This is a genomic window from Psychrobacter sp. H25 (assembly GCF_059076335.1).
Genome location: NZ_JCACRV010000001.1, coordinates 2,700,814 through 2,723,364, shown reverse-complemented (window position 1 = coordinate 2,723,364; position 22,551 = coordinate 2,700,814). Strand labels below are relative to the sequence as shown.

Sequence of the window (22,551 nt, the reverse complement as noted above, 5' to 3'; positions counted from 1 at the left end):
AGAGCGAGTGAACAAAACGGCTATATTACATTTGAAAGCATTCAAATGTCCTTAAGAACTTACTGTTGATGATCCAAAATATCACGATACCCTATCTGCCAGTCAGCGTACTCAAGCCAAGCTAACGGAATATTGCTGTGCAAGCGTTTTCCTGTCACTGATGACTTTTTATCATCAATAGCAGGTGCTGTTTTGCCGATTTGCTCACTCAGCCAAACGCCAAGCTCAAAGGTAGTCACAGGCCGATAGTCTGTCGCAATATAAAGCGGCTTTGGCGCGTCTATCTTCAATACATTGGAGATAATAGTGACCAAATCACGGTCCATAATACGGTTACTCCAGTGCGCGGCGGCTACTGGCTCTTTTTGTGGTTCGCGAGCTTTGCGTAGACGCATAAGTCGCGCGCGCCCATAGATACCACTTGGACGGATAATAATCGCCTTATTATCAAAGCCCTGCTGCAGTGCTTGCTCTGCTTGCAATATAACCTTTGATGCATCGCGCGCAGGCGTGATGGGTACAGTATGCTCATCAATCCACTCACCACCATCCTGTCCATAGACACCAGTAGAGGAAATAAATACCACACGCTCAAGGTTGACTAGTTTTGAGGCAAAGGTTGCCAGATGCTGGTTAATCGCCAAATAGCTATCGTGATAGCCGCTAGCTGAGTACTCATCGGGGGTGACAATAATAGCAATGTGGGTAAATGGGTCTAACTGCTCCGCGGTTAAAGTCAATGCATCCGCTTGCAAAAAATTAGCGCTATCCACCAAATCATAATGCTGACGCTCACTGCGCGCAAGTCCCGTCACAGACAAACCTTCTCGTGCAAGGGCATTAGTGACTGGTAGGCCGATATCACCCTGTCCAATAATTAGTAAATTGTGCGTGCTCATGCAGCGTTTTCCTTTTAGTGTAACCCTTACCAATATAACCACTACAGCGCTTAGCATCGACTTTTTTTATATCAATACTTAACTAACCCAAGGTTTAAAAGTACCGTCTGTACGACAGTTGTATATCATCATTAGCATCGACGCGCTCCTGCCAGTCGTAGTTGGCATTGATACGTAAGGCTTGTTTTTTATCGATATCGTATTGTAGCCCAAGGCTTGATATCGGCTGCCAGTAATGACCTCGAACGTCAGACTCAGCGCTGTTGCCATGATACCAATATGGTAATTGTAATTCAGCTTGTGCACGTAACTGATTGTTAATCTGATAACGACAGCCTGCATTGACACCAGCCCCTACGCGAAAGCCTTTATTGAGACCTCGCCCTGCTTGCGCGGTACCCGCCAAAAACGTATAGCATAGCTGTGGCGGCATCTCACCCGTACCTGTGCTAGGTGAGCCAAACGCCCAAGACCAACCTGTCTCATAACCCACGCTACCAATCAAATGATCCGTGCCCGCATCTTGCGACCCATCATTCACTCGTGTCGCCTCGATACTTGCGCCCCAAGTTTTGCCTTTTTTGGCAGAATTGACAGGATTAAAAGAGCGTCCTCGAATCAAAGTGGCGTTTTGTAGAACCACACGCTCTGGTTGATTGGGCTTGTTATCATCGGTGTCATATAGACGCACTGTCGCCGCCAAACCTTCTAAATTAAAAAACTGCGGATACCCTGAAGCATGATCAAGCGTATCATGAAACCCAGCCCTAAACCCAATATCAACATAGTCGTCATCACCGCGTTGCCCTATACCGATAGTGCCAAGCTGTAGTGGATGCCTGTCTACTGGATTGTTATCTGACGGCTCAATTTGACGCTTGAGTAATGCCTGATTGTCGTCTGACATACTCGATATAGCATTGAGCTCTGCAGACTTTATTTGGTCAAGTGTTTGCTTGGTACTATCTTGATAGCCTAATTGCCTAGGGCTTGAGTTTTTCTCGTTGATCTGCGCTTGTCGCAAGGTATTATCGGCAGGTGTGTACATGGTACTTGCCAAAAGGTTCTGTTTACCTAACAGTTGAACCACATCGGAGGGAACGACAACATAAGCCATTTCATTCAACAGACTCTGCTGCGGGCGAACCACGTCGATAAGTCGTAAAATCTCAGAGGAACAGTTGTCCGTAGTAAAGTAATACGGCATTTTTAGCTCTTTGGTTTCCCACACATGGCGCATGATCTGTTGTACTTCACTAGGCGTGAGATTCAATTGATACGTCCACGTATCACGCTCATCGTCTTGTAGATACTTTGCCAGCTTTTCTGGATAAGGATCAATCTCTATAACACTGTCATAACGACCTATCATAGACTTGGTCGCATAAACTGGAAAGCTATCATCTGGATCACCATCAACCGTATAGTTGAGTGCATACGCCTGACTGATCTGATTGGGGTCTGCTACGCTCGACTTTGAATCAATACGCAGTAGCGTATGACCAAAAGCAGAGAGTGGGTTGTCCAAATACTCTTCAGCAAATACAATAGATAGCTGCTCAGGTGCCAGTGTAGACATCCAGTCATCCAGTTCTGGACACTCAGCCGATAGACGCACATCATCAATAGCTAACGCTTCTTTTAGCCATGCCACTCGCGCTGGAAAACGGCACAGGACTGAATTGTTACTCGCTTGATTGGGAGTTTCAGTATCTGCTTGGTTGCTATTGATGGAAGATGTCGTTTCTTTTGCAAGAGCTACGAGCGTAGCATCTAGCTCTGCCGCTGCATCTTGCTGACCGCGCATGCTCAAAAAAAATCTTGGATCATCAACCATACTCTTCGTTTGCTTTTTTGCAAAAATACGGTTTTGGTCATCATAGAAGTACAACATACGTCGCCATGTTGTATGCTGTGCTAAATTGTCAGTTTTTACCTGCTTACGCCATGTTGAAAGTAGCTGCTCTGTCGTTATACTGGAACCAGAATCAATATCATTTTGCGTACCCTGCACAGCCTCATCCGGATATGCCATCTGGATAGGTACAGTAGCATTTGAGTCAGTAGTGGGTAATTCAGATGACTGTAGATCTTCCTCTATGACAGATAAAGGCGTTGGCAAAAATGCCTGTGCGGGTGCAGAGAGTAGTAACGCTGCTACTGCCAAGGATAATGGTGCTCGCAAGTTAAGTCTCATCAGATTACAATCTCCAAACACGAACGTTAGTTTCATGGATATGAGGTAAACCCTCACACGTTATTAGCGTGCCTAAGATTTACTGGCTCAGGTACGCCGATAACATATACAGCCGACTATCATTGAAGCCAAGTTAATAAAAAGATATCTAACGGCTACTTTGATAGGTCATCTATCACACTACTATCTATTACACTACTATAAGTACTATTACAAAAAGAGAGCGTCATGCCCACTGTATCAAACGCCACATTGTCTACGCCGCCAATGACCATTACAGACGGTTTATTATCCGCAGCGACGTGGCTGACTTCACCGAACTACAATAATCGACCAAAAGATGTCAGTGTCGATGCGATTATCATTCACAACATCAGCTTACCACCGAACGAATTTGGGGGTTGTGACTCTAATGACTTACATTATGTAAAAGCGTTGTTCACCAATCAACTAGACTGGGATGCGCACCCTTACTTTCAGACGATCAAAGGGGCAGAAGTATCAGCACACCTGTTTATCGAGCGTAATGGCGCTATCACCCAGTTTGTCAATTTTAACGAACGTGCGTGGCATGCTGGACGGTCGAGTTACTTGGGTCGACCTGAATGTAATGATTATAGCATTGGCATCGAGCTTGAAGGGTCAGATTTTGTGCCCTTCACTTCTACTCAATATGAGACGCTTGCAATGGTAGTCGCGGCTATCTATAACGCCTACCCCAAAACACAGCGACATTTGACAGGTCATAGTGATATTGCGCCGGGACGCAAAACGGATCCTGGTGATTATTTTGAATGGGTAAGGTTGCGGCAGCTGGTTGCCGAATCACCTTAAAGCAGTGTCCCCCTGTGATAAGAATGATTTCCATACCCAATCCATTTATCTCAGTGATGAAAGTGCTATAATTCGTCAGTTTTTGCAGTAGCAAATCAGTATACAACCTCGTACACAACCCTATAAACACATTGGCAAGATAGGTTCTCATGGCAAAAAGTCGGTTATTTCGTTCAACCATGGTGGTCAGTAGCATGACCATGTTGTCTCGTATTTTGGGTTTGGTACGCGATATTGTATTGTTAGGCGTTTTTGGGGCTGGTGGGTTGATGGATGCCTTTTTGGTCGCCTTCAAAATCCCAAACTTTTTGCGACGACTGTTTGCCGAGGGGGCTTTTAGCCAAGCGTTTGTCCCTGTACTGTCTGAGTACAAAGAAAAATACAGCTTACAACAGGTACAGATTTTAGTCAGTCGCACTTCAGGCGCACTACTGATGGTGTTGTCGATGCTGACAGTGGTGGTCATCTTGATCGCGCCTTGGGTGGTCACATTGTTTGCCCCTGGATTTGCGGATCAGCCTGACAAGTTTGCTATCACCGCTGAATTACTCCGCCTCACCTTTCCCTATTTGCTATTCATCTCTATGACGGCTTTTGCGAGTGGTATTTTGCAGAGCTACGGCCGTTTCGCGGCTCCTGCCTTTGCCCCTGTGCTGTTGAACTTATGTATGATCGGTGCTGCGCTCATTTTTGCGCCCATGTTTGATACCCCCATTATGGCGCTTGGTTATGCCGTGGCAATCGCAGGTTTACTACAATTCTTGATACAACTGCCGCAGCTCTGGCAACAAAAACTACTGGTCGCGCCCAAGATTGACTTTCAGCACGAAGGGGTTCGCCGTATTTTGAAATTGATGCTTCCTGCCATCTTTGGTGTGTCGGTCACCCAAATTAACTTATTGTTAAATACGGTTTTTGCATCATTGATGATTGGAGGTTCGGTCTCTTGGCTTTACGCCGCTGAGCGTATGAGCGAGCTACCACTGGGATTGATTGGCGTAGCAATTGGTACGGTTATATTACCGAGTCTATCCAAAAGCGAAGCCCAAAAAGACGATGTCAATTTTAAAAAGACCATCGACTGGGCAGCTCGCCTAATCATCTTGGTGGGTATCCCAGCTTCGGCTGCACTATTTGTACTCGCAGACGTATTGATGCAGGCGTTATTCTTACGCGGTGAGTTTACCTTACGTGATGCGCAGATGAGCTCGCTCGCCCTACGTAGCATGGCAGGCGGTATTTTAGGATTCATGTTAATCAAAATCTTTGCGCCCGCTTTCTTTGCACGTCAAGACACCAAAACCCCCGTAAAAATCGGCATCATCTCTGTCGTTGCCAATATGGTCTTTAGTGTAATATTTATCGGGATATTTTACTTTTTAGAGATACCATTACATGGTGGCTTAGCGCTAGCTACGACTGGTGCTGCGTTCGTAAACGCTGGTTTGTTGTATTATTTCTTACACAAACGCAATATTTTCCGTTTTGGACCTCATTGGAAAAAACTGTTTACACAGTTTGCCATTGCGACTGCCTCTATGATTGGCGTCCTTTATCTCATGCTGCCCTACTTCCCCACCAATGATGCTCAGTGGCAACGTATCATTGCCCTCATAATTATGTGTGTCGTGGGAGCGCTCGTCTATGGCGTGGTATTGTTGGCAACAGGCTTCCGCCCTCGCCAGCTAAAACATGGATAGGTCAACGTGCATATAAACCAAACTCCAGAGAAGTTGATAATTGGCTTACCAAACCAAAACAAGCTTCTCATGAGAAATGACAATGCGTGCGACGGTTAGTTGTCATAATTGGTTATGAATGAATAAACGAAACTTGAGGTTTAATATGACAACAAAACGGCCTATTCAGCGCTTACCACTTTTATTGGCCACTGGCATGCTGAGCGCTGGACTACTGCTGAGCGGTTGTAGTAATAATGACTCTGCCGACGTAGATACTTCAGTTACTTCAGACGAGACCATGTCTGAACAAGAAGATACAGTGGGTAGTGCTAGCGATACGGCAGTAGTATCAGATGATGCTAAAAACGAAACAGCGATCGATAATGACAATATCAATCCAGTTACTGCTTCAACCACACAAAAAAGCCTAGTAACCAATCCGACTCAAGCGGGCACGCCAGAGGACACGGTCAAAAAAGCATTGAACAGTTTGTATTATGGTGAGGTAAAAGACGCCGTATCATACTACCAAGTCGATATGGCAAATTTTGAAGAAGAGCTTGCCAATACTCAATCAGCATTTCAACAAACTGTTGAAGGCGTTACTATCACGGACACTCAATATAGTGACGACAAAACTCGTGCTACTATCACAGGTGAGCTAATGCTAAAAGGACAGAGCGAACCTGCGCCATTGACCTACCAGCTACAAAAGATAGAAGGCCAATGGAAAATTTTGGGTTAAGGTGATTCAGGCTTTTTACGCATTGTCATCTAAGGTTACTTTTTTGCCAAGCATCACAACATCAGCGATAAACCCATCCATATCGCACACTTCTGGCATATACCCCCATTGCTCAAAGTCAAGTTTACGGAACAGTCCTAAACTTGGCTTATTATGAGCGAAGACAAGCGCAACGATATTGCTAATCCCCAAACTTGGCGCTTGCGTCAACATCCAGTGCGTCAATAGACTACCCAACCCTTTGCCCTGGTAGTCTTTATTCAGATAAATACTGATTTCAGTGCTGATATGATACGCAGTACGCGCATACAAATCACTAAAGCTACCCCATGCAACTATGAGTGGTTTTGTACTCTCTTCCTGATGATTTTGTTCAGGCAATGCCCTTACTACATAAATCGGTCTTGTCCAACTCTGTAAATGCTCATCAAACCAGGCTGTACGCTCATTGACCGTTACTAATGCTAAGTTTGCCGTGGCCTGTTTATCAGGGATACTTTGATTATAGATTGCTAAGACTTCTCCTAGATCTTCTCTACTCGCACGCTGCACAACAAACTGATCGGTTAGCTGATGTATTGATAAATCAGTTGTGGTAGCGTTCAAGGCAACATCAGACATAAGATCTCCATATTTATTTATATTTTTTGGCATTACTCATCACAGTCACACGGGTAACACAAAAAGGTGCAGTCCTTTAGACTCATAGAAAACAGGCGTTTTAGGTAGGCCATACTTGCATTATCCATAGACTATAGGATGTTAGTGCGGCTATTTTACTTTATAATGGCTAGTTTTAGACACATCGATTTTGAGTATAGATGTGTTTTTTCGTTTTTTATCTGGCCTTATCATAGCTGAAAACTTATGAAAACCTATTTTCTTGAGCAACTGATTGCCTCATCAAGCGCCGCATCTACTGGCGATAGCTCAGTAGAGTTGCCGCCTTGTGTACTCAGTATCGGTAATTTTGATGGCGTCCACCTTGGTCATCAAGCGATGCTGGCACAAACGCGTGATATCGCAAGCACCAAAAATCTTACCGCAGCAGTCATGATATTTGAGCCGCAACCGCGTGAGTTTTTTGCGCCGGCCAAAGCCCCTGCACGTCTGACCAATCTAGCAGAGAAGCAGGCACTACTAGCAGAGTATGGGGTTGAGACCTTAATTGTGGCAGGGTTTGACACCGATTTTCGCTCACTCTCAGCGCAGGCATTTGCAGATATACTGGCCAAGCGTTTGAACGTCAAAGCATTGGTGCTGGGTGATGACTTTCGTTTTGGACATGATCGTACTGGTGATAGTCAGTTTCTGCGCGGTTATGGTTTGGATGTGACTAACTTGCATACTGTCACTGATAGCAGTACTGACCATGGCAGCACTAGTAGCAACGATATTGATAGTACGAGCAACGATGATGTACGGATCAGCTCTACGCGTGTTCGTGATTTATTATTAGCAGGCGATATTCATACTGCCAACAGACTGCTTGGGCGTGATTACGCTATCACGGGGTTGATTGTTCGTGGTGACCAAATCGGTCGAACGATAGACTTCCCTACAGCAAATATCGATTTGCAGCGACTAAAACCTGCGCTGCATGGTATTTTTGCAGTGGATGTCGTGAGCTTGGATGACAATGGTGGCGTCATACCTGATGGTCTCACTACTCTTGCTACTGACGGTAATACGGGTATTGCAGGGTTACGTCCACATAGCTTATTTGGCACGGCCAATATAGGCAAAAGGCCTTCGGTTGATAAAGGCGATGACTGGCGACTAGAAGTACATTTTCCACAGTTGCAGGCTGATCTATACGGACTGCGTGTAGAAGTGCGCTTTTTGCACTTTTTGCATGGTGAGCGTCGCTACGATGGCTTGGAAGCATTGAAAAATGGTATTAACCAAGATGTCGCTGACCTACTTGAATGGCGTAACCATCAAACATAGTATTTGATGATACTTTAGCTACGAAAAAACCCCACAATACTATCCGTATCGTGGGGTTCTTTATATTGGTTCTATGCGTTATTAAGCATCAGGGTGCAGACGAACATTTAATTCATCAATTGTCTCTACCCATACCGCATCTTTGCTCCATTCTTCTTGCAAAAACATGCGTTGGTTGTCATTCCAAATATCAGATTCTGTTAATTTTTCTTCTTTTGCTAATTGATTATCTTCGATAAACTTATCAACTGCTTCATCAGAGCTCTCTAAACCTAACTGAGCAAATAGCTCATTCATATTATATTCTGGTTCACCTAACATACTTTTCTCCTTAAATGGTACGTGTAAAATCATAGTTATTATTCAAATTAACACGTTTATTGTAGCAAGCTTTGTTCTAATAGCTGTTAATCCACGTTTATCTAACGTTATCAATTGTATTAACGGTAATCAGCACATGGCCATTTGAAATTGTAGACGAGGTTGCCCACACTTATCCTATTGCCATTTGGCTTAATATTACAAGCACAAAAAAAGCCCTCATATCTAAGAGGGCTTTTTTATGTTTTTTCTACTTATCACCTAGCTTGAGCTAGCAATATAAAGGCTACATCTTATGGTAGTAGATGTGCTACTGCATCACGCTCTTCGCTAAGCTCTTGCTCAGTGGCAGCCATTTTCTCTTTAGAGAAATCTGATGATACATCAACACCGTCTACGATAGACCAATCGCCGTTAGTACAAGTACAAGGGAATGAGTAGATAAGGCCTTCAGCGATACCATATTCGCCATTTGAGTAAACACCCATAGATACCCAATCGTTCTCATCAGTGCCTAGTGCCCATGTACGCATGTGTGCGATAGCAGCATTGGCAGCAGAGGCCGCAGATGATGCACCGCGAGCTTTAATGATTGCTGCACCGCGCTGCTGTACTTCTGGGATATAAGTACCTTCGTACCAGTCACGATCAACAAGATCTAGCGCAGGCTTACCATTTACAGTACAAGCCGTTAGATCTGGATACTGAGTTGATGAGTGGTTACCCCAGATGATCATTTTTTTCACGTCATTAACCGTGCTGTCAGTCTTACCAGCCAACTGTGCCATAGCACGGTTGTGATCTAGACGAGTCATTGCCGTAAAGTTACGTGGATCAAGATCTGGTGCATTGCGCTGAGCGATAAGTGCGTTAGTGTTGGCAGGGTTACCTACTACCAATACTTTTACGTCACGGCTAGCAACTTCGTTCAATGCTTTACCTTGTGCTGAGAAGATCGCAGCGTTGGCTTCTAGCAAATCTTTACGCTCCATACCTGGACCACGAGGACGTGCGCCAACTAACAAAGCATAATCGATATCTTTGAATGCAACATTCGCATCATCAGTCTGAACAATACCCGCCAATAGTGGGAATGCGCAATCTTCTAGCTCCATAACCACACCTTTTAGGGCGTCTAGCGCTGGCGTGATTTCAAGTAATTGCAAAATAACTGGCTGATCTTTACCTAGCATCTCGCCAGATGCAATACGAAATAGCATCGCGTAGCTGATGTTACCAGCGGCACCAGTGACGGCAACACGTAAAGGCTGTTTCATTGACATTGAATACTCCCTAATTAATGATTATGTAGCTTATGATTCTAATTGATGATTATCGTTTTAGATATCGACTTGTTCGCTGTAGAACAGCATGTATAAACCGAGAGCTAGTGTAGCACTTCAGCCTATTAACCGTCTAGATACAGTAATAGACCCGCCAGGGACTATATTGTTACATTTTATACAGAAGGAATCTGATATAGGCTGAGCGCTTATATATAAAGGGTTGTAGCCATAAAAGGCGTATTTTATTATTACTCAATGAGATAACATGACGACAAAAACAGACATTTAATATTGCCAAACATGATCGAGCAGCAATGGGAATGAGACTAAAAAATGCATCTCAGAAATGGACAAAAAAAGCCTATCTGCCCCCTGAAATGATAAATTGGCTGCCGCAATTATCTACAACATTTTGACAAGAGTCAAAACGGCTGCCTTCATAACAGACATGTATATCAGTCAAAATTGACTGACGCCGACTGCCTTCTTGGCAGATAAGATCAACGCTACTCGATGACATGCCACTGTTCAGACGTGTCATTTGACTGATAAACCGTGATTTAGAAACCGTATAGCTGTTACCCGTATTTAGCTCATTAGGTAGCTTTAGCCCGCCTGCATAGTTGGTGATTTGGCGAAAGTAACTGCTAGCACTGAGTGGACTACACGCGCCGTAACGCTGCCACGTTTGGCTTCTTACTGTCGTATCGGGCATGATACGGTTGACGACTTTTAATTGTAGAGGCGTTAATCGCGGTTCACTACCGCGGCCACAACGCTCACCGTATCCCATGTCTAAACCTGACACTGTCAATGAGTACCCTTCTAGACACTGGCGCATGCGAGCTCTGGTCGGCTGCATACTACATAATGCAGGTGTCATCTCGATCATCAATACGCGCTGACCTGTTTTATTCGTGCTAGCAGCATGTGCCGGCATCAGCATAAGGCCTTGTATAAGTAATAAGGCACCGAAGCTCGCAGTCGTATTAATGTTATTCATGTGTTGCCTGCCTATCAAATTCGTACGAAACTGCTCTAAGGAACTGGATGTTTTAACTTTTGCGTTTGGTTGTGTTCTCATATGTAATAACGGCTGCGCTTGAGTCGGTAATGAATAGTTAGCTCTCGATGATACGGACAGTTTGAAAAAATCTTTGATCATAAGACTGAAGGTAATTAGCAGTGGTAAAACATAGAATACTACTCGAATCACCGTGTCCAAAACATCAAACATAGCACAACTTCAGAGTAAGGCTGAAAAAATATGGACACTAACTAAAGTAATGTTAACAAAACGTCTTTTTTAATCTATAGCAAAAACGTAAACGTTGTCGCCTTCGTCAAGAATTGCGTACTGATCAGACAGGTATTTATCAGATGATTATGTATGAAACAACTGATAAACGACTACATATAAAATAACGGTCTATAAAGTCATTCATCACTGGTCAAACAATATAGTGTACAAAAATAAACCACTAACAAAAAATTATTAGTGGTTTATTGTTTATAACATCACTGGCTAAAATGAAGCAGGCACTGTACCCATACGCTGACTGATTGGCTGACTACGACCTAAAAGGCTACTATAGATAGTGGCGTTTTCCATCACGTGTTTGACGTAGTTGCGCGTTTCAGGAAATGCAATCGACTCAACGTACTGATCTGCAGCGATAGAGCCATAGAGTGGCTGCCAGCGTTTAGCATTGTTGGGACCGGCATTGTAACCTGCCGTTGCCAATACTGGCTGATAGTTGAGCTTGCCTAAAATATCACCCATGTACCACGTACCATAACGGATATTGGTGTCACCGCTATTGGCACGGCTCGCACTATAAGTCTCGCCCAGATTACGAGCGATGTATTTTGCGGTATCAGGCATAACCTGCATCAAGCCACTAGCGCCAACGTTTGAGCGCGCAGAGGTCACAAAACGACTCTCTTGGCGCATGATGCCATAAGCCCACGCTGGATCAATGCCCGCTGACTCGCTATAACGTACCACTGCACTCTGATGCGGCATTGGATGCGAAAGCGCTAAGCTATCGACTCTATCGGTATTATCCACCGCATAGATCGCTCGATCGAGCCAGCCCATATCATAGGCCTGACGGGCAGCAGCAATGATTAAGTTGTCATCACGCTTATCACGTGCTTGTTTTACTGCCCAGTTCCATTCGCGGTTGGCATACCCTCGGCTAGCATCAGAATTGTACAAGGCAAAAGCTCGAGCAAAGTTGCCATCTTGCATGACACGAGCGCGGTCAGCGGTACTGACATTAGGCAGGTTACTACCACCGAGACGGCTAGCATCGAAACGTTGACCGATTCTATCTTTTGCCATTAGGCCATAGTAATCATTACTTTTTGCGATATTTTGATACATTTTTTTGGCAGTATTGCGCTTGCTACTATCGCTTGATTGCTCATAAGCACGAGCCAACCAATACTGCCATTGGCTTTCTTTCTGAGTCTCTCCATCCATTTTTGAGATGGCTTCTACGACGTCATCCCAGCGACCGAAACGAATTGCCGCCATGGCATAGTCTTCTGCTTCTTCAAAGTTAAAATCATTGTCTAAGCTATTGCGAAACCACTCCACTGCTTCAGCATTAAAGCCATCATCTGTATTGTGGTTCATGCGCTTGACGCCAAGCGTACGATACGCATAGCGGCGGGTTTCGTCGTTTAATAGTCTGACTGAGCGCTGATTGTCTTGTCTAATATCAAACTCTAACTGGATCGCCGCCTCGCGATAAGATTTGTCAGCGACTCGGCCGATTGCGTATAAATACAGATATTGATTGGTCTGGCTGGCAGGTTCACGACCAAATCGACTAAAAAACGATGATGGATTGAGCTGAATTTCGCTCAGCGCCGAATAAGCAATCGGAGTACCTAAGCGTGAGGACAATGCCATGATATCGCCTGTTTTGCCAGTGCGTAGCATACGCTTGAGACGAGAGGCGCGATCCTGATTGCTAATCAGCGCATTATTATTCATCTCCATCGCTAACTGATCGCACAATGCAGGCTGCTTTTTGGTAGTCAGCCAAACATCAGACTTGGCTGCCATAGCGCGCATGGTATCACCGCCATTGTTGAACCCAAGCGCAACCGCACAGCGCTCGCTTGCGTCTGCATTGGTAATAAGATTTGCAACTTGTCTGACCGAGGCATAATCATTAGAACCAGCCTTAGTTTCAGCATAGTCAGCCACTAGTTTTTCCGCCATCACCGTGTCTGGATACTGACGCACAAACTGTGAAACGGCCGCTGAGCTTTGTGAGTTCAGGTCTAGATTCATACGCCAATAAGTAGGATACATGGCAAACAAACCACCGCTCATGACTTGCTCATAGTTATAGAGCTCACTCACGTCACCACGGTCTGCAGCAATTGCAGCACCCATAAATGAATCAATACTGGTGTCTTGCTGATAATTTTGCTGGTAGTTACTTTCTTGTTGGTAACTCTCGTTATCACCCCACGTCAGCTCCGCGCAGGCAACTTGCGATACACCAAGCGCGCTCACTGCGGTCGCCACGCTGAGTGCACTCATGCGCAACGTCCCCACTGTAAGTCGTTTTGACATCTGTTTTTGACTGGTAGATTCTTCATCCTTGATGCTATGAGCAACACGCAACTTTGTCATACTGACTCTCTTTATTGTCTCTCTACGAGTATTTGAATAACGGTTCGCTAAGTACCGCCAAGGGTATAGCAGTCATCATACTATACTCATTGTGCTTTCAACTATCTCCTTTACCTTTTGTTAATAAATAGGACAGCACGGTGTAACATAGAAGTGATAAAGAGTATTGATTTCGGTAAACACCCCCATTCATAGTAGTAAATAATTGATACTACTGTGAATTATTTGTCTTATTGACGGCTGATAGGCGATGCTAATTTTTCACATTGGTACCAGGTTGTGATAAAATACGCCACCTGTTAATCGGCTACTCCGCTATATTTTTGGTCAATCATGGACTTATCCTTATGAGTGTTACTGTATTCAATCCCCGCATCGATGACGATGCTGTTGCTGAGACGACTGTCACTGCACGTGCTGTCACCGCACTCAAAGAGCAAAGTTCAGCCCAAGCACCCGTCGAAAAATCAACGACCAAAAAAGTCTTCGTCACTACCCAAGGCTGCCAGATGAATGTCTATGACTCTGGCAAAATGCTAGACGTGCTAGGCGACTCACATGGTATGGAAGTCACTCATGATATCGATGAGGCCGACGTGCTACTGATGAATACCTGCTCTATCCGCGAAAAAGCGCAAGAAAAAGTCTTTTCAGAATTGGGTCGCTGGCGCAAGCTAAAAGAAAAACGTCCTGACCTTGTCATTGGCGTCGGTGGCTGCGTAGCCTCACAAGAAGGCGATAACATTCAAAAACGTGCGCCTTACGTCGATATGGTATTTGGCCCGCAGACCTTGCATCGCCTGCCAGAGCTATATGATCAATCACATGAGCAACGTGAGATTTCACCAAAGAACCGTATTGGCACGATTGATGTGTCATTCCCTAGTATTGAAAAGTTCGATTTTTTGCCTGAGCCAAGAGTAGAAGGCTACAAAGCCTTTGTCTCTATTATGGAAGGCTGCTCAAAATATTGCTCGTTTTGCGTGGTGCCTTATACGCGCGGTGAAGAATTATCACGTCCACTCGATGACGTATTGGCTGAGATTGACAGCCTTGCGGCGCAAGGTATCCGTGAAATCAACCTATTGGGTCAAAACGTCAACGGCTATCGCGGCGAAAAAGACGATGGCAGTATTTGCCGTTTCGCTGAGCTGTTGCATTATGTCTCGCATGTCGATGGCGTCGAGCGTATTCGCTATACGACCAGCCATCCGCTAGAGTTCACTGATGACATCATTGATGCCTATGCACAGTTGCCAGAGCTGGTATCACACTTACATCTACCGGTTCAAAGTGGCTCAAACGCTATCTTGGCAGCGATGAAGCGTAACCATACCATTGATGTGTATATCAATCAGATTAATAAGCTCAAAGCCATTCGTCCAGACATCCACTTGTCGAGCGACTTTATCATTGGCTTCCCTGGTGAAACCGAACAAGACTTCCAAGATACCTTGAACTTGGCGAAAGAGTTGAACTTCGATCACTCTTACAGCTTTATCTACTCTAAACGTCCAGGCACGCCAGCCGCTGAGTTGCAAGATGATGTCAGCTTTACGACTAAAAAGGCACGCTTGGCTGAATTCCAGAAAGTCATTATTGATTCAACACTTGCCAAAACTCAAGAAATGGTCGGTACTACGACACGTGTCTTGGTTGAACAAGTTGCTAACCGTCATCCTGATTGCTTAATCGGTACTGCAGATAATACCCGTACGGTCATGTTCCCTCATGATGTTGAGAAAATGGATGAGCTGTTGGGTAAACTTGTGAGCGTACGTATTACCGATTTTGTCAGCCCGCACATGGTTAAAGGTGAGCTAATCGAAGTATTGGCGTAGTGGTTAAGGTAACAATGGTTAAGTTATAAGCTTGAGTAAGAATAAAAAAAGCCGTTCACTACTAATAGCGAACGGCTTTTTTGTGCGTGAATGTTAACCATCACTATTCTGATAACCAATCTGTCTGCCGTAGCTGCTGTTTGGTCTCACGGCGGCGTTTTTTGCGGACAAGATCGATGTCTTCTTTTTCGTGAATACCACCTTTTCTTAATAATGGATCAAGCGCTAGATAATTACGCGGCTTGACTGTGCCTAGCGAGTGTTGCACACCTGTCACAGCCTGCTGCTCTAATCGCCTCTCAATTTGTTTGGCCTTTTTTAAGGTTTGTTTTAAGCTCATATTGTTACCTATGTTTTAATAACTCTAAATCTATTTTATACATTCGAGTGACCCCATAGTGAAACCACGGCTAGGAAATCGAGCGCAAATAGTATACTTGGTACATTTAGCTCGATTGACACCGTCGTGACTCGCTATGGTTTTACTTGTTAGCCTTTAATACACATGACCTGTTTAAGCGTATGCACCACTTCGACCAAGTCAGCTTGATTGGCCATCACTTCATCGATGTCTTTATAAGCGCCGGGTATCTCATCGATGACGCCTTTATCTTTGCGACACTCGACTCCATCCGTCTGCGCCTTTAGCTCATCGATAGTGAACGCTCGTATGGCTTTACCACGGCTCATCTGTCGTCCTGCTCCATGTGAACATGAGCAAAAAGATTCTGCCTCGCCTAGACCACGTACGATAAAAGACTTTGCGCCCATAGAGCCTGGAATAATACCAAGCTCACCTGCATAAGCACTGATCGCGCCTTTACGGGTCACATAGACTTGCTCACCAAAATGCACTTCTTCATTGACATAGTTATGATGACAATTAATGGCTTCTTTGGTCAGCTTAAATCGTGGCAATCCTGCTTGTGGCGACTGTAATGACTTAATGACGAGACGCATCATCTCGCGGCGGTTTTCAAGCGCGTAGTCCTGCGCCCAGCCTACCGCTTCAACATAATCAGCAAAGCTATCAGACCCTTCGGCAAAGTAAGACAAATCTCGATCTGGCACATGACCAAAGCGCGATTGACGCTCTTTTTTTGCAAGATTAATAAAGTACTGACCGATACAATTACCGATGCCGCGGCTGCCAGAATGCAGCATCACCCAGACATCATTGTTCTCATCCAAGCACAGCTCAATGAAATGATTGCCACCGCCGAGTGTTCCCAGCTGCTTCGCCCAAGTACGCTCAAAACCTTTAAGCATTTTAAGCAAACCTGGGTGTTTATCAGTAATCGGTTTTAGGCGTTTACCCAATGGATCAAGCGTTGAGTTTTTGGCTTGGATTTGCTTGTGCATATTGAAGCCGACTGGCACTTGTTGCTCAACGATCGATCGCAATGACCTTAAGTTATCAGGCAGATCACTTGCCGTCAGGGACAAACGTACTGCGTTCATACCGCAGCCAATGTCTACCCCAACTGCGGCAGGAATGATGGCTGACTTGGTCGGAATCACGCTACCGACTGTCGCACCTTTGCCAACGTGCACATCGGGCATCACTGCAATGTGTGAATGCACAAACTCTAGCTGGGCTAAATTGCGTAACTGCTGCATGGCACCTTGCTCAACATCGGTGGTGTAAATCTTGACTGGTACGCCGTGTTTCCGATTTTCGTTTAATACTAATTGAATGCTCATAATTTGTTATTTCCATTTTATTATTTTAATAACCATACATTTTTTATCATTACCAGTTTTTATAATTTTTAGAAATTACTTATCTATCTCAATTAAACAAAAAGTTTAATGATAAATAAAATTAATAAATTATAAAATTTAGGCAATAAAAAACCGTGTTCTTATTAATTAAAAAATCAATAAAAATTCATGGTTAATTTATTATAGACATTTTAAAGAAAGATAATATAGATCAGAACCGTCGGCCACAGCGTAAATATTATACGCATAGAAAAGCTTTAGCTAAATCATAGCCTGAGTCGCTTTATTAGCAATAACGGTAAAGAAAAATGTTAGGCAAACAGATAACAGCAAGCGCAATATGGCTTAGCACAATCGCAGAGCAAATTTGGCACAGTAGACTTAGAAAAGAGATAGCGCAAGTAGATACAGAAAGCTATTCGTTGATATCGATAGATGGAATATCACTCAATAGCTTATATAAAAATTTAGCCAAACCTTTTCGAGGGTGTCATTGCTGTCATGTAGTTTACACATTCAATCTTTAAAAACGTCTTGGTAGTTATATAGGACACGATGATTCCTCCATAGGTTGTGGCTAATGTCATGGCGACAATAGCAGGTTAATTGAAACGATTTATCGCTTATGAAAGATAAGCAGTATAAATCAATGAGCTAATAATAACGATTTAAAAATTAAAGTCAATAATTAATTTGGCTTGTATAGAAAATAACTTAATGAATGTGTGTTTGATTAATCACTTTAATTTAAAATCTTACCAGTATTTTTTAAGCTATAAAACTATTTATCACTTCAGCTAATAAAGCAGCTGCAATAATGATAAATATTACTCCGCAACCACGATTGAGCCATGCTAAACGATTACCCACATCGAGCCAACTTGCCAGCTTTTTGCCGCCTAACGTATATACGATCTGCCAAATCGTTTCGCTTAAAAACAAGCCGATGGTCAATAGGACATATTGCGGCCATAGTGGTACGCTGAAATTGATAAACTTAGGGAAAAATGCCGCAAAGAATAAGATAGCTTTTGGGTTAGATAAAGATACCCAGACACCAGTACGAAACAAGGTTGTGTTACTTGGTGCGATTTTAGTAGCTGCACTAGAGAGCGAACGCGGCTTTGGCACATCAACTCTATCTTCTGAGGTAGCATAGTCCGCATAGTCGGCCTCTACCTCCGCACTCAACTCTTTGGCATCGCTCATCAAACTGCCATAGCCTGCATCACGCCATGAGCTGATACCCAAGTAGATTAGGTATATTGCACCCACGGCTTTGATAATGGTCAGTAGCCACGGTGACTGACGACTGATCACATCCAGTCCCAGCAGCGTTGATAGCAATAATATAAACAAACCAAGGCTCAGCCCTGCCAACGTCCATAGCGTCCGCTTCACGCCATAGTTCATGCCATACTGGAATGCCAGTAACATATTGGGACCTGGCGTTGCGGAAATCAAAAACGTACTTGCGAAAAATACTGCAAACAGATGCCAAGACATCAACCCACCTCTACTGTTCATATATCAGCGGCTCTGATGCGATCCGCTACACTGCCAAAAAATAAATACCGCCATTTAGGCGGTATTATTTGTACTTGCTCATATTATATACATATGTTTAGTATTTTAATACATTATTTACTTGTGCAGCTCGTTAGTAGTTTTTGCAAAAAAGCATCACAGCGTTCGATTTCGATGAGTTCGACATATTCATCCGCTTTGTGCGCTTGCTCAATACTACCAGGACCACAGATGATCGTTGGAATACCTGCATTGGTAAACTGACCGCCTTCTGTGGCATAAGCGACTTTATGACGCTCGTTATCCCCTGTCAGCGCAGCGATTAACGATTGTAATTCAGCGCTATCGCTATCGGTCATGGCAGGGACGCTTTCTTCTTGCATCAGCTCAATGCCCGTCTCAGGCGCACGTGCTTGCATTTGGGCATTTAGCTCAGCGACTTTTGCTTGAATCGGTACCAATATATCGTCTTGCGTCATGTGCGGTAGATTACGATAGTCAAAGGTGAACTCGCACAGATTGGGCACGATATTGGTGGCTGTGCCGCCGTGTATCGTTCCTACTGATAAGGTAGAATAAGGCACCGTAAACAATGCATCCCCGTCTTCTAAAGTGTCGTCACGAGCGCTCAGTTCTTCGGCTAGCGTATCGACATAGCCCACCAGCTTACTGGCATAGCTGATTGCATTGACCCCTTGAGCGATCAAAGACGAATGCGCTGATTTGCCATGGACACGGCAACGATAAACCGCAATACCTTTATGTGCGACCACCATCGCCATATTGGTGGGTTCACCGACGATACAGTAATCAGGCGTGATGCCACGCGCTTTTAAGTCTGCCAAAATCAATGGTGCGCCCAAGCAGCCTACCTCTTCATCGAACGACAGTGCCAAATGCAATGGACGTCGCAACTGACCGCTATTCGATAACTGCACGGCTTGTGGCAATATCGTCAGCGCACAAGCGATAAAGCCTTTCATATCACACGCACCGCGTCCGTATAGCTTGTCACCACGTATCGTCGCGGTAAATGGCTCTGATGTCCAGTCTTGACCATCGACTGGCACCACATCAGTGTGACCAGACAGCACAAGACCATTGTTTACTTGGTTAGCATTTTCGCCAGCGGGTACGGTCACAAACAAGTTAGCCTTGGTTTTTGCCTCGTTAAAGGTCAAATCCACCGCCAAACCCAACTGCTCACAGTACGCTTGCACGTCTTCAATCAATGCTAAGTTGGAATGTCGACTGACCGTGTCAAAGGCGATCAAGCGCGTTAGCCAATCAAGGCTATTACTCGGGTGCGTAGCATGGCTTAACTGTTCGTCATTGCTAGCATTGTCATTAGTATCTTGGATCATAAAATATCCTTATTACGATTTTTAAGAGCTATTTCTCACAAACTACTTCTTAAAAACTAATTCTCACAAACTATGATTGATCAGATTCGTCTTATGATGGATTATTCTGATTCATCACGTCAAGCACTGGTGGCATCGGTTTTGGTAACTTGCCTTCTGCTTGTAGCTCTTTGGTGGTTTTAGCATCGATAGACAGTCCAGCAATCAACGCAATGTCTTTCACATGCTTGCGTTTACGCGTCGCAAAACTCACTGGCACCATACGGGCAAACTCGTAAATATAAAGATAAGACTCTTCCCCACCTTCGAAGTCTTCGTCTTCCTCTAAACGAATCGCCCCAATCTTAGCCAAATCTGAGAGCATCTCGTTCTCTTCACTGGTCAAACCGCAATCGGTAATACCAAAACCGGTCATAAACCCGTTCGACCACTGTTTCAATGCCATCACGCGCTCGTACAAATCATGTTCATCATCAGGGATAAGCGGCATGTACGCATAGGCATCATCTTTGTCTTTTAACTGAAACACGGTGTCCTCTGCTTCTTCTGCCAACAAGGTCAATGCAGCCTCTGGTAGTGGTGCAAAGCTCAGCTCTTCGAACACCTTTGCCCATGTCGATTCGTCAGGTGCATTACAAGCGGTCATAAGCCCTGTCATCAAGCCATGCACTTCGCTGATGGACACATCAGTCCAGTCATCAAAAGCAGTCAGCCAAGTATTCCAGCCAGAAATATTATCGTTCATAACAGATGTCCTAGTAATTGAGTATGACTCATAAAATAAAAAGAAACTCGATAAAATGTCGGGGACAGATTACCGGTAAATAAAAGTAAAAAGACCAAATCTCGTGCTTGTAATTACTTTGTTGATATAGATATTATGCGGTCACCTATGGCATTATTAAATGCAGCGAACAAAATTCATTCACGCTTACTTGTTAAGGATAAAAACTGACTATGTATGATCAACTTAGAATATTAGAAAAAATGGTACTAGACATCAAAAAACAGTATCAGCTTGTCAGTGCTGAACTTAGCAGCCTAAAACAAAACCCTGTTACTGATGCAAAAGAAGTCACCGCCCTAAAGACTCAGCTTGATAGTAGCCATAGCGAACGTGATGGAGCCAAAAAACAACTGAATGATCTCGACAAACGCTATCAAAGTCTCGCTGAAGCGCATCATATGATCGGTGAAGAACAAGACAAGCTGCAAAAACAAATCAGCCAACTACAACAACAAAACAGCGAGCTGCAAAAACATAATAATGAACTAAAGCAGCAGTACAGCGATATCAAACATCAAAACAGTGAGCTACAAAAGAAAAATCAGCTGGCAGCTGAGCGCACGCAAGTGGTATTACAACGCCTAACTCGTATCGATCAGGCAGAGGGCTAATTCACCCTCTAGTAGAGGTAGCATGCAAAGAGATACTGTTTGTCAAACTGCCACTTGTTATATCTCACATCACTCATTTCACTGACCAGACATTGTAGGATTTATCATGACCGATGACCAAAGCAAATCAATAGAAAAGCAGCCAAAAAACAACCCAACACCGCACTCTCAAGCACCAAGCAAAGGATTGCCAGCCCAAAAATCAGCTCAAGCAGGGACCGCCGCCTCAAGTACAGTAGCGAAAGCCAATACCAAGACAACGAATACACCTGAACCACAAATCAAAAAAGTAGATATTGCGATTGCAGGGGTTACCTACCCTATTTTTTGTCCTGTACATGAGCAAGAAGAGCTACTATCAGCGGTTTCTTATATAAACAACTATGCACTTGACCTAAAAAGAGAAGCGCCAAGCTTGAGTCAAGAAAGCATACTAGTACTGTGCTGCTTGAACTTATACGAAAAAATCCATGCCAATCAGAGAAGCGATGAAGATCGCCTGCAACACGAGAAACAATCACAAGCATTGCTAAATAAAATCATGAAAGATGCACACTCGATTTTATAAACTGATAGATAATGTATAGTAGCGCTTAGGACATGACGACTAAGCGCTTTTTTATGCGACCAAGCATTGCTCTGTCATGACCCTAATTATGAGTAAGGCTGATAGGTTTTGCCCGCATGGAAATCCGCCTGATGCTCATAATTGCAAAAAAACAACTCCTGACTGCCTGCAATATCAGCTGCTGTATCACCATCGCTAGTTGTTCCTAAGCTAGGCTTAGTTTCAAGTACGCCGCGATATTCAGCCAAACTATGACCGCAAAAATTGCACTGTCGCGGTGTGGTGATATCTCCTTCTTGTGGCATCATGCTTTTGGGTGCTCGTGGGTACATAAACTTATAAAAAGCCCACATTGACGCCCAAATAATGAGAATGACAATAATAACGGCAAACACGGCTGTGCTCCTTTGATTACGGATAAGCGTGATGGCTATCAAAAGCAACCAAGCTAATAGCTGTACAAAAACTGGCTACGCTAATGACTGTTTCATACGCTTTGGTAACGTAAATTTTACCGTCAATAATGGTAATGGCACAATGCCTTTACCGTTTAATT

At 44.1% G+C, this 22,551-nt stretch carries 20 protein-coding genes; 7 read left to right on the top strand and 13 right to left on the bottom strand.

All coding sequences use genetic code 11. The annotated features are described in order from the left end of the window. Positions 1-59 precede the first annotated feature (59 nt). Positions 60-899: an SDR family oxidoreductase gene (locus AC5JPO_RS11145; protein ID WP_443525735.1), complete on the bottom strand. Its 840-nt coding sequence runs from the start codon at positions 897-899 to the stop codon at positions 60-62. 94 nt (positions 900-993) lie between these two features. Further along, the gene (locus AC5JPO_RS11140) at positions 994-3,096 is read right to left on the bottom strand and encodes an Lnb N-terminal periplasmic domain-containing protein (RefSeq protein ID WP_443525733.1); all 2,103 of its coding nucleotides are present in this window, start codon (positions 3,094-3,096) and stop codon (positions 994-996) included. A 228-nt stretch (positions 3,097-3,324) separates the two neighbouring features. On the opposite strand from AC5JPO_RS11140, the gene ampD reads away from it, so the two are divergent. The 3 genes from ampD to AC5JPO_RS11125 all read left to right on the top strand — a co-directional run bounded on the left by ampD (position 3,325) and on the right by AC5JPO_RS11125 (position 6,357). Next, positions 3,325-3,930 carry a 1,6-anhydro-N-acetylmuramyl-L-alanine amidase AmpD gene (ampD, locus tag AC5JPO_RS11135; protein WP_493853933.1) on the top strand — a complete coding sequence of 202 codons (606 nt, stop codon included), beginning with the start codon at positions 3,325-3,327 and terminating at the stop codon, positions 3,928-3,930. Positions 3,931-4,079: 149 nt separating this feature from the next. Beyond that, positions 4,080-5,630, top strand: coding sequence for a murein biosynthesis integral membrane protein MurJ (murJ, locus tag AC5JPO_RS11130; protein WP_443525730.1), 1,551 nt, complete (start codon positions 4,080-4,082; stop codon positions 5,628-5,630). A 145-nt stretch (positions 5,631-5,775) separates the two neighbouring features. After that, on the top strand, positions 5,776-6,357 hold the full coding sequence (locus AC5JPO_RS11125) for a hypothetical protein (protein ID WP_443525728.1): 582 nt from the start codon (positions 5,776-5,778) through the stop codon (positions 6,355-6,357). 15 nt (positions 6,358-6,372) lie between these two features. Here the strand turns inward: AC5JPO_RS11125 and AC5JPO_RS11120 are convergent, their stop codons facing one another. After that, on the bottom strand, positions 6,373-6,978 hold the full coding sequence (locus AC5JPO_RS11120; RefSeq protein ID WP_443525726.1) for a GNAT family N-acetyltransferase: 606 nt from the start codon (positions 6,976-6,978) through the stop codon (positions 6,373-6,375). Between the two features lie 246 nt (positions 6,979-7,224). Between AC5JPO_RS11120 and ribF the strand changes: the two genes are divergently transcribed. Further along, complete coding sequence (gene ribF / locus AC5JPO_RS11115) at positions 7,225-8,307, top strand: riboflavin biosynthesis protein RibF (RefSeq protein ID WP_443525724.1); 1,083 nt, start codon at positions 7,225-7,227, stop codon at positions 8,305-8,307. 81 nt (positions 8,308-8,388) lie between these two features. Here ribF and AC5JPO_RS11110 read toward each other — a convergent pair whose 3' ends face one another. The 4 genes from AC5JPO_RS11110 to AC5JPO_RS11095 all read right to left on the bottom strand — a co-directional run bounded on the left by AC5JPO_RS11110 (position 8,389) and on the right by AC5JPO_RS11095 (position 13,572). Then, complete coding sequence (locus tag AC5JPO_RS11110) at positions 8,389-8,628, bottom strand: DUF2789 family protein (RefSeq protein ID WP_443525723.1); 240 nt, start codon at positions 8,626-8,628, stop codon at positions 8,389-8,391. Between the two features lie 293 nt (positions 8,629-8,921). Continuing rightward, a complete protein-coding gene (locus AC5JPO_RS11105) occupies positions 8,922-9,911 on the bottom strand; it encodes a malate dehydrogenase (RefSeq protein ID WP_443525722.1) in 990 nt (329 codons plus the stop codon). A 364-nt stretch (positions 9,912-10,275) separates the two neighbouring features. Next, positions 10,276-10,917 carry a T2 family ribonuclease gene (locus tag AC5JPO_RS11100; protein WP_319051396.1) on the bottom strand — a complete coding sequence of 214 codons (642 nt, stop codon included), beginning with the start codon at positions 10,915-10,917 and terminating at the stop codon, positions 10,276-10,278. 522 nt (positions 10,918-11,439) lie between these two features. After that, complete coding sequence (locus AC5JPO_RS11095) at positions 11,440-13,572, bottom strand: lytic transglycosylase domain-containing protein (protein ID WP_443525720.1); 2,133 nt, start codon at positions 13,570-13,572, stop codon at positions 11,440-11,442. Positions 13,573-13,919: 347 nt separating this feature from the next. On the opposite strand from AC5JPO_RS11095, the gene miaB reads away from it, so the two are divergent. Continuing rightward, positions 13,920-15,413 (top strand): tRNA (N6-isopentenyl adenosine(37)-C2)-methylthiotransferase MiaB, encoded by a 1,494-nt coding sequence (gene miaB, locus AC5JPO_RS11090; RefSeq protein ID WP_443525719.1) that lies wholly within the window; start codon positions 13,920-13,922, stop codon positions 15,411-15,413. Between the two features lie 103 nt (positions 15,414-15,516). Here the strand turns inward: miaB and AC5JPO_RS11085 are convergent, their stop codons facing one another. The 5 genes from AC5JPO_RS11085 to AC5JPO_RS11065 all read right to left on the bottom strand — a co-directional run bounded on the left by AC5JPO_RS11085 (position 15,517) and on the right by AC5JPO_RS11065 (position 20,774). Next, positions 15,517-15,753, bottom strand: coding sequence for a hypothetical protein (locus AC5JPO_RS11085; RefSeq protein WP_443525717.1), 237 nt, complete (start codon positions 15,751-15,753; stop codon positions 15,517-15,519). Positions 15,754-15,902: 149 nt separating this feature from the next. After that, entirely contained in the window at positions 15,903-17,117 is a 1,215-nt protein-coding gene (locus AC5JPO_RS11080) for an RtcB family protein (protein WP_443525716.1), read from the bottom strand. Between the two features lie 789 nt (positions 17,118-17,906). Further along, positions 17,907-18,644: a LysE family translocator gene (locus AC5JPO_RS11075; RefSeq protein WP_443525714.1), complete on the bottom strand. Its 738-nt coding sequence runs from the start codon at positions 18,642-18,644 to the stop codon at positions 17,907-17,909. Between the two features lie 134 nt (positions 18,645-18,778). After that, positions 18,779-20,029, bottom strand: coding sequence for an acetylornithine deacetylase (gene argE, locus AC5JPO_RS11070; protein WP_443525713.1), 1,251 nt, complete (start codon positions 20,027-20,029; stop codon positions 18,779-18,781). A gap of 91 nt (positions 20,030-20,120) precedes the next feature. Continuing rightward, positions 20,121-20,774, bottom strand: a complete 654-nt coding sequence (locus tag AC5JPO_RS11065) for a UPF0149 family protein (RefSeq protein WP_443525711.1) — start codon at positions 20,772-20,774, stop codon at positions 20,121-20,123. Between the two features lie 212 nt (positions 20,775-20,986). Between AC5JPO_RS11065 and AC5JPO_RS11060 the strand changes: the two genes are divergently transcribed. Both AC5JPO_RS11060 and AC5JPO_RS11055 read left to right on the top strand, forming a co-directional pair. Then, positions 20,987-21,427 carry a hypothetical protein gene (locus AC5JPO_RS11060; protein WP_319051389.1) on the top strand — a complete coding sequence of 147 codons (441 nt, stop codon included), beginning with the start codon at positions 20,987-20,989 and terminating at the stop codon, positions 21,425-21,427. 106 nt (positions 21,428-21,533) lie between these two features. Beyond that, entirely contained in the window at positions 21,534-21,995 is a 462-nt protein-coding gene (locus AC5JPO_RS11055; protein WP_443525709.1) for a cell division protein ZapA, read from the top strand. Between the two features lie 86 nt (positions 21,996-22,081). On the opposite strand, the gene AC5JPO_RS11050 is transcribed toward AC5JPO_RS11055, so the two are convergent. Then, on the bottom strand, positions 22,082-22,390 hold the full coding sequence (locus AC5JPO_RS11050) for a hypothetical protein (protein WP_443525707.1): 309 nt from the start codon (positions 22,388-22,390) through the stop codon (positions 22,082-22,084). Between the last annotated feature and the right edge of the window lie 161 nt (positions 22,391-22,551).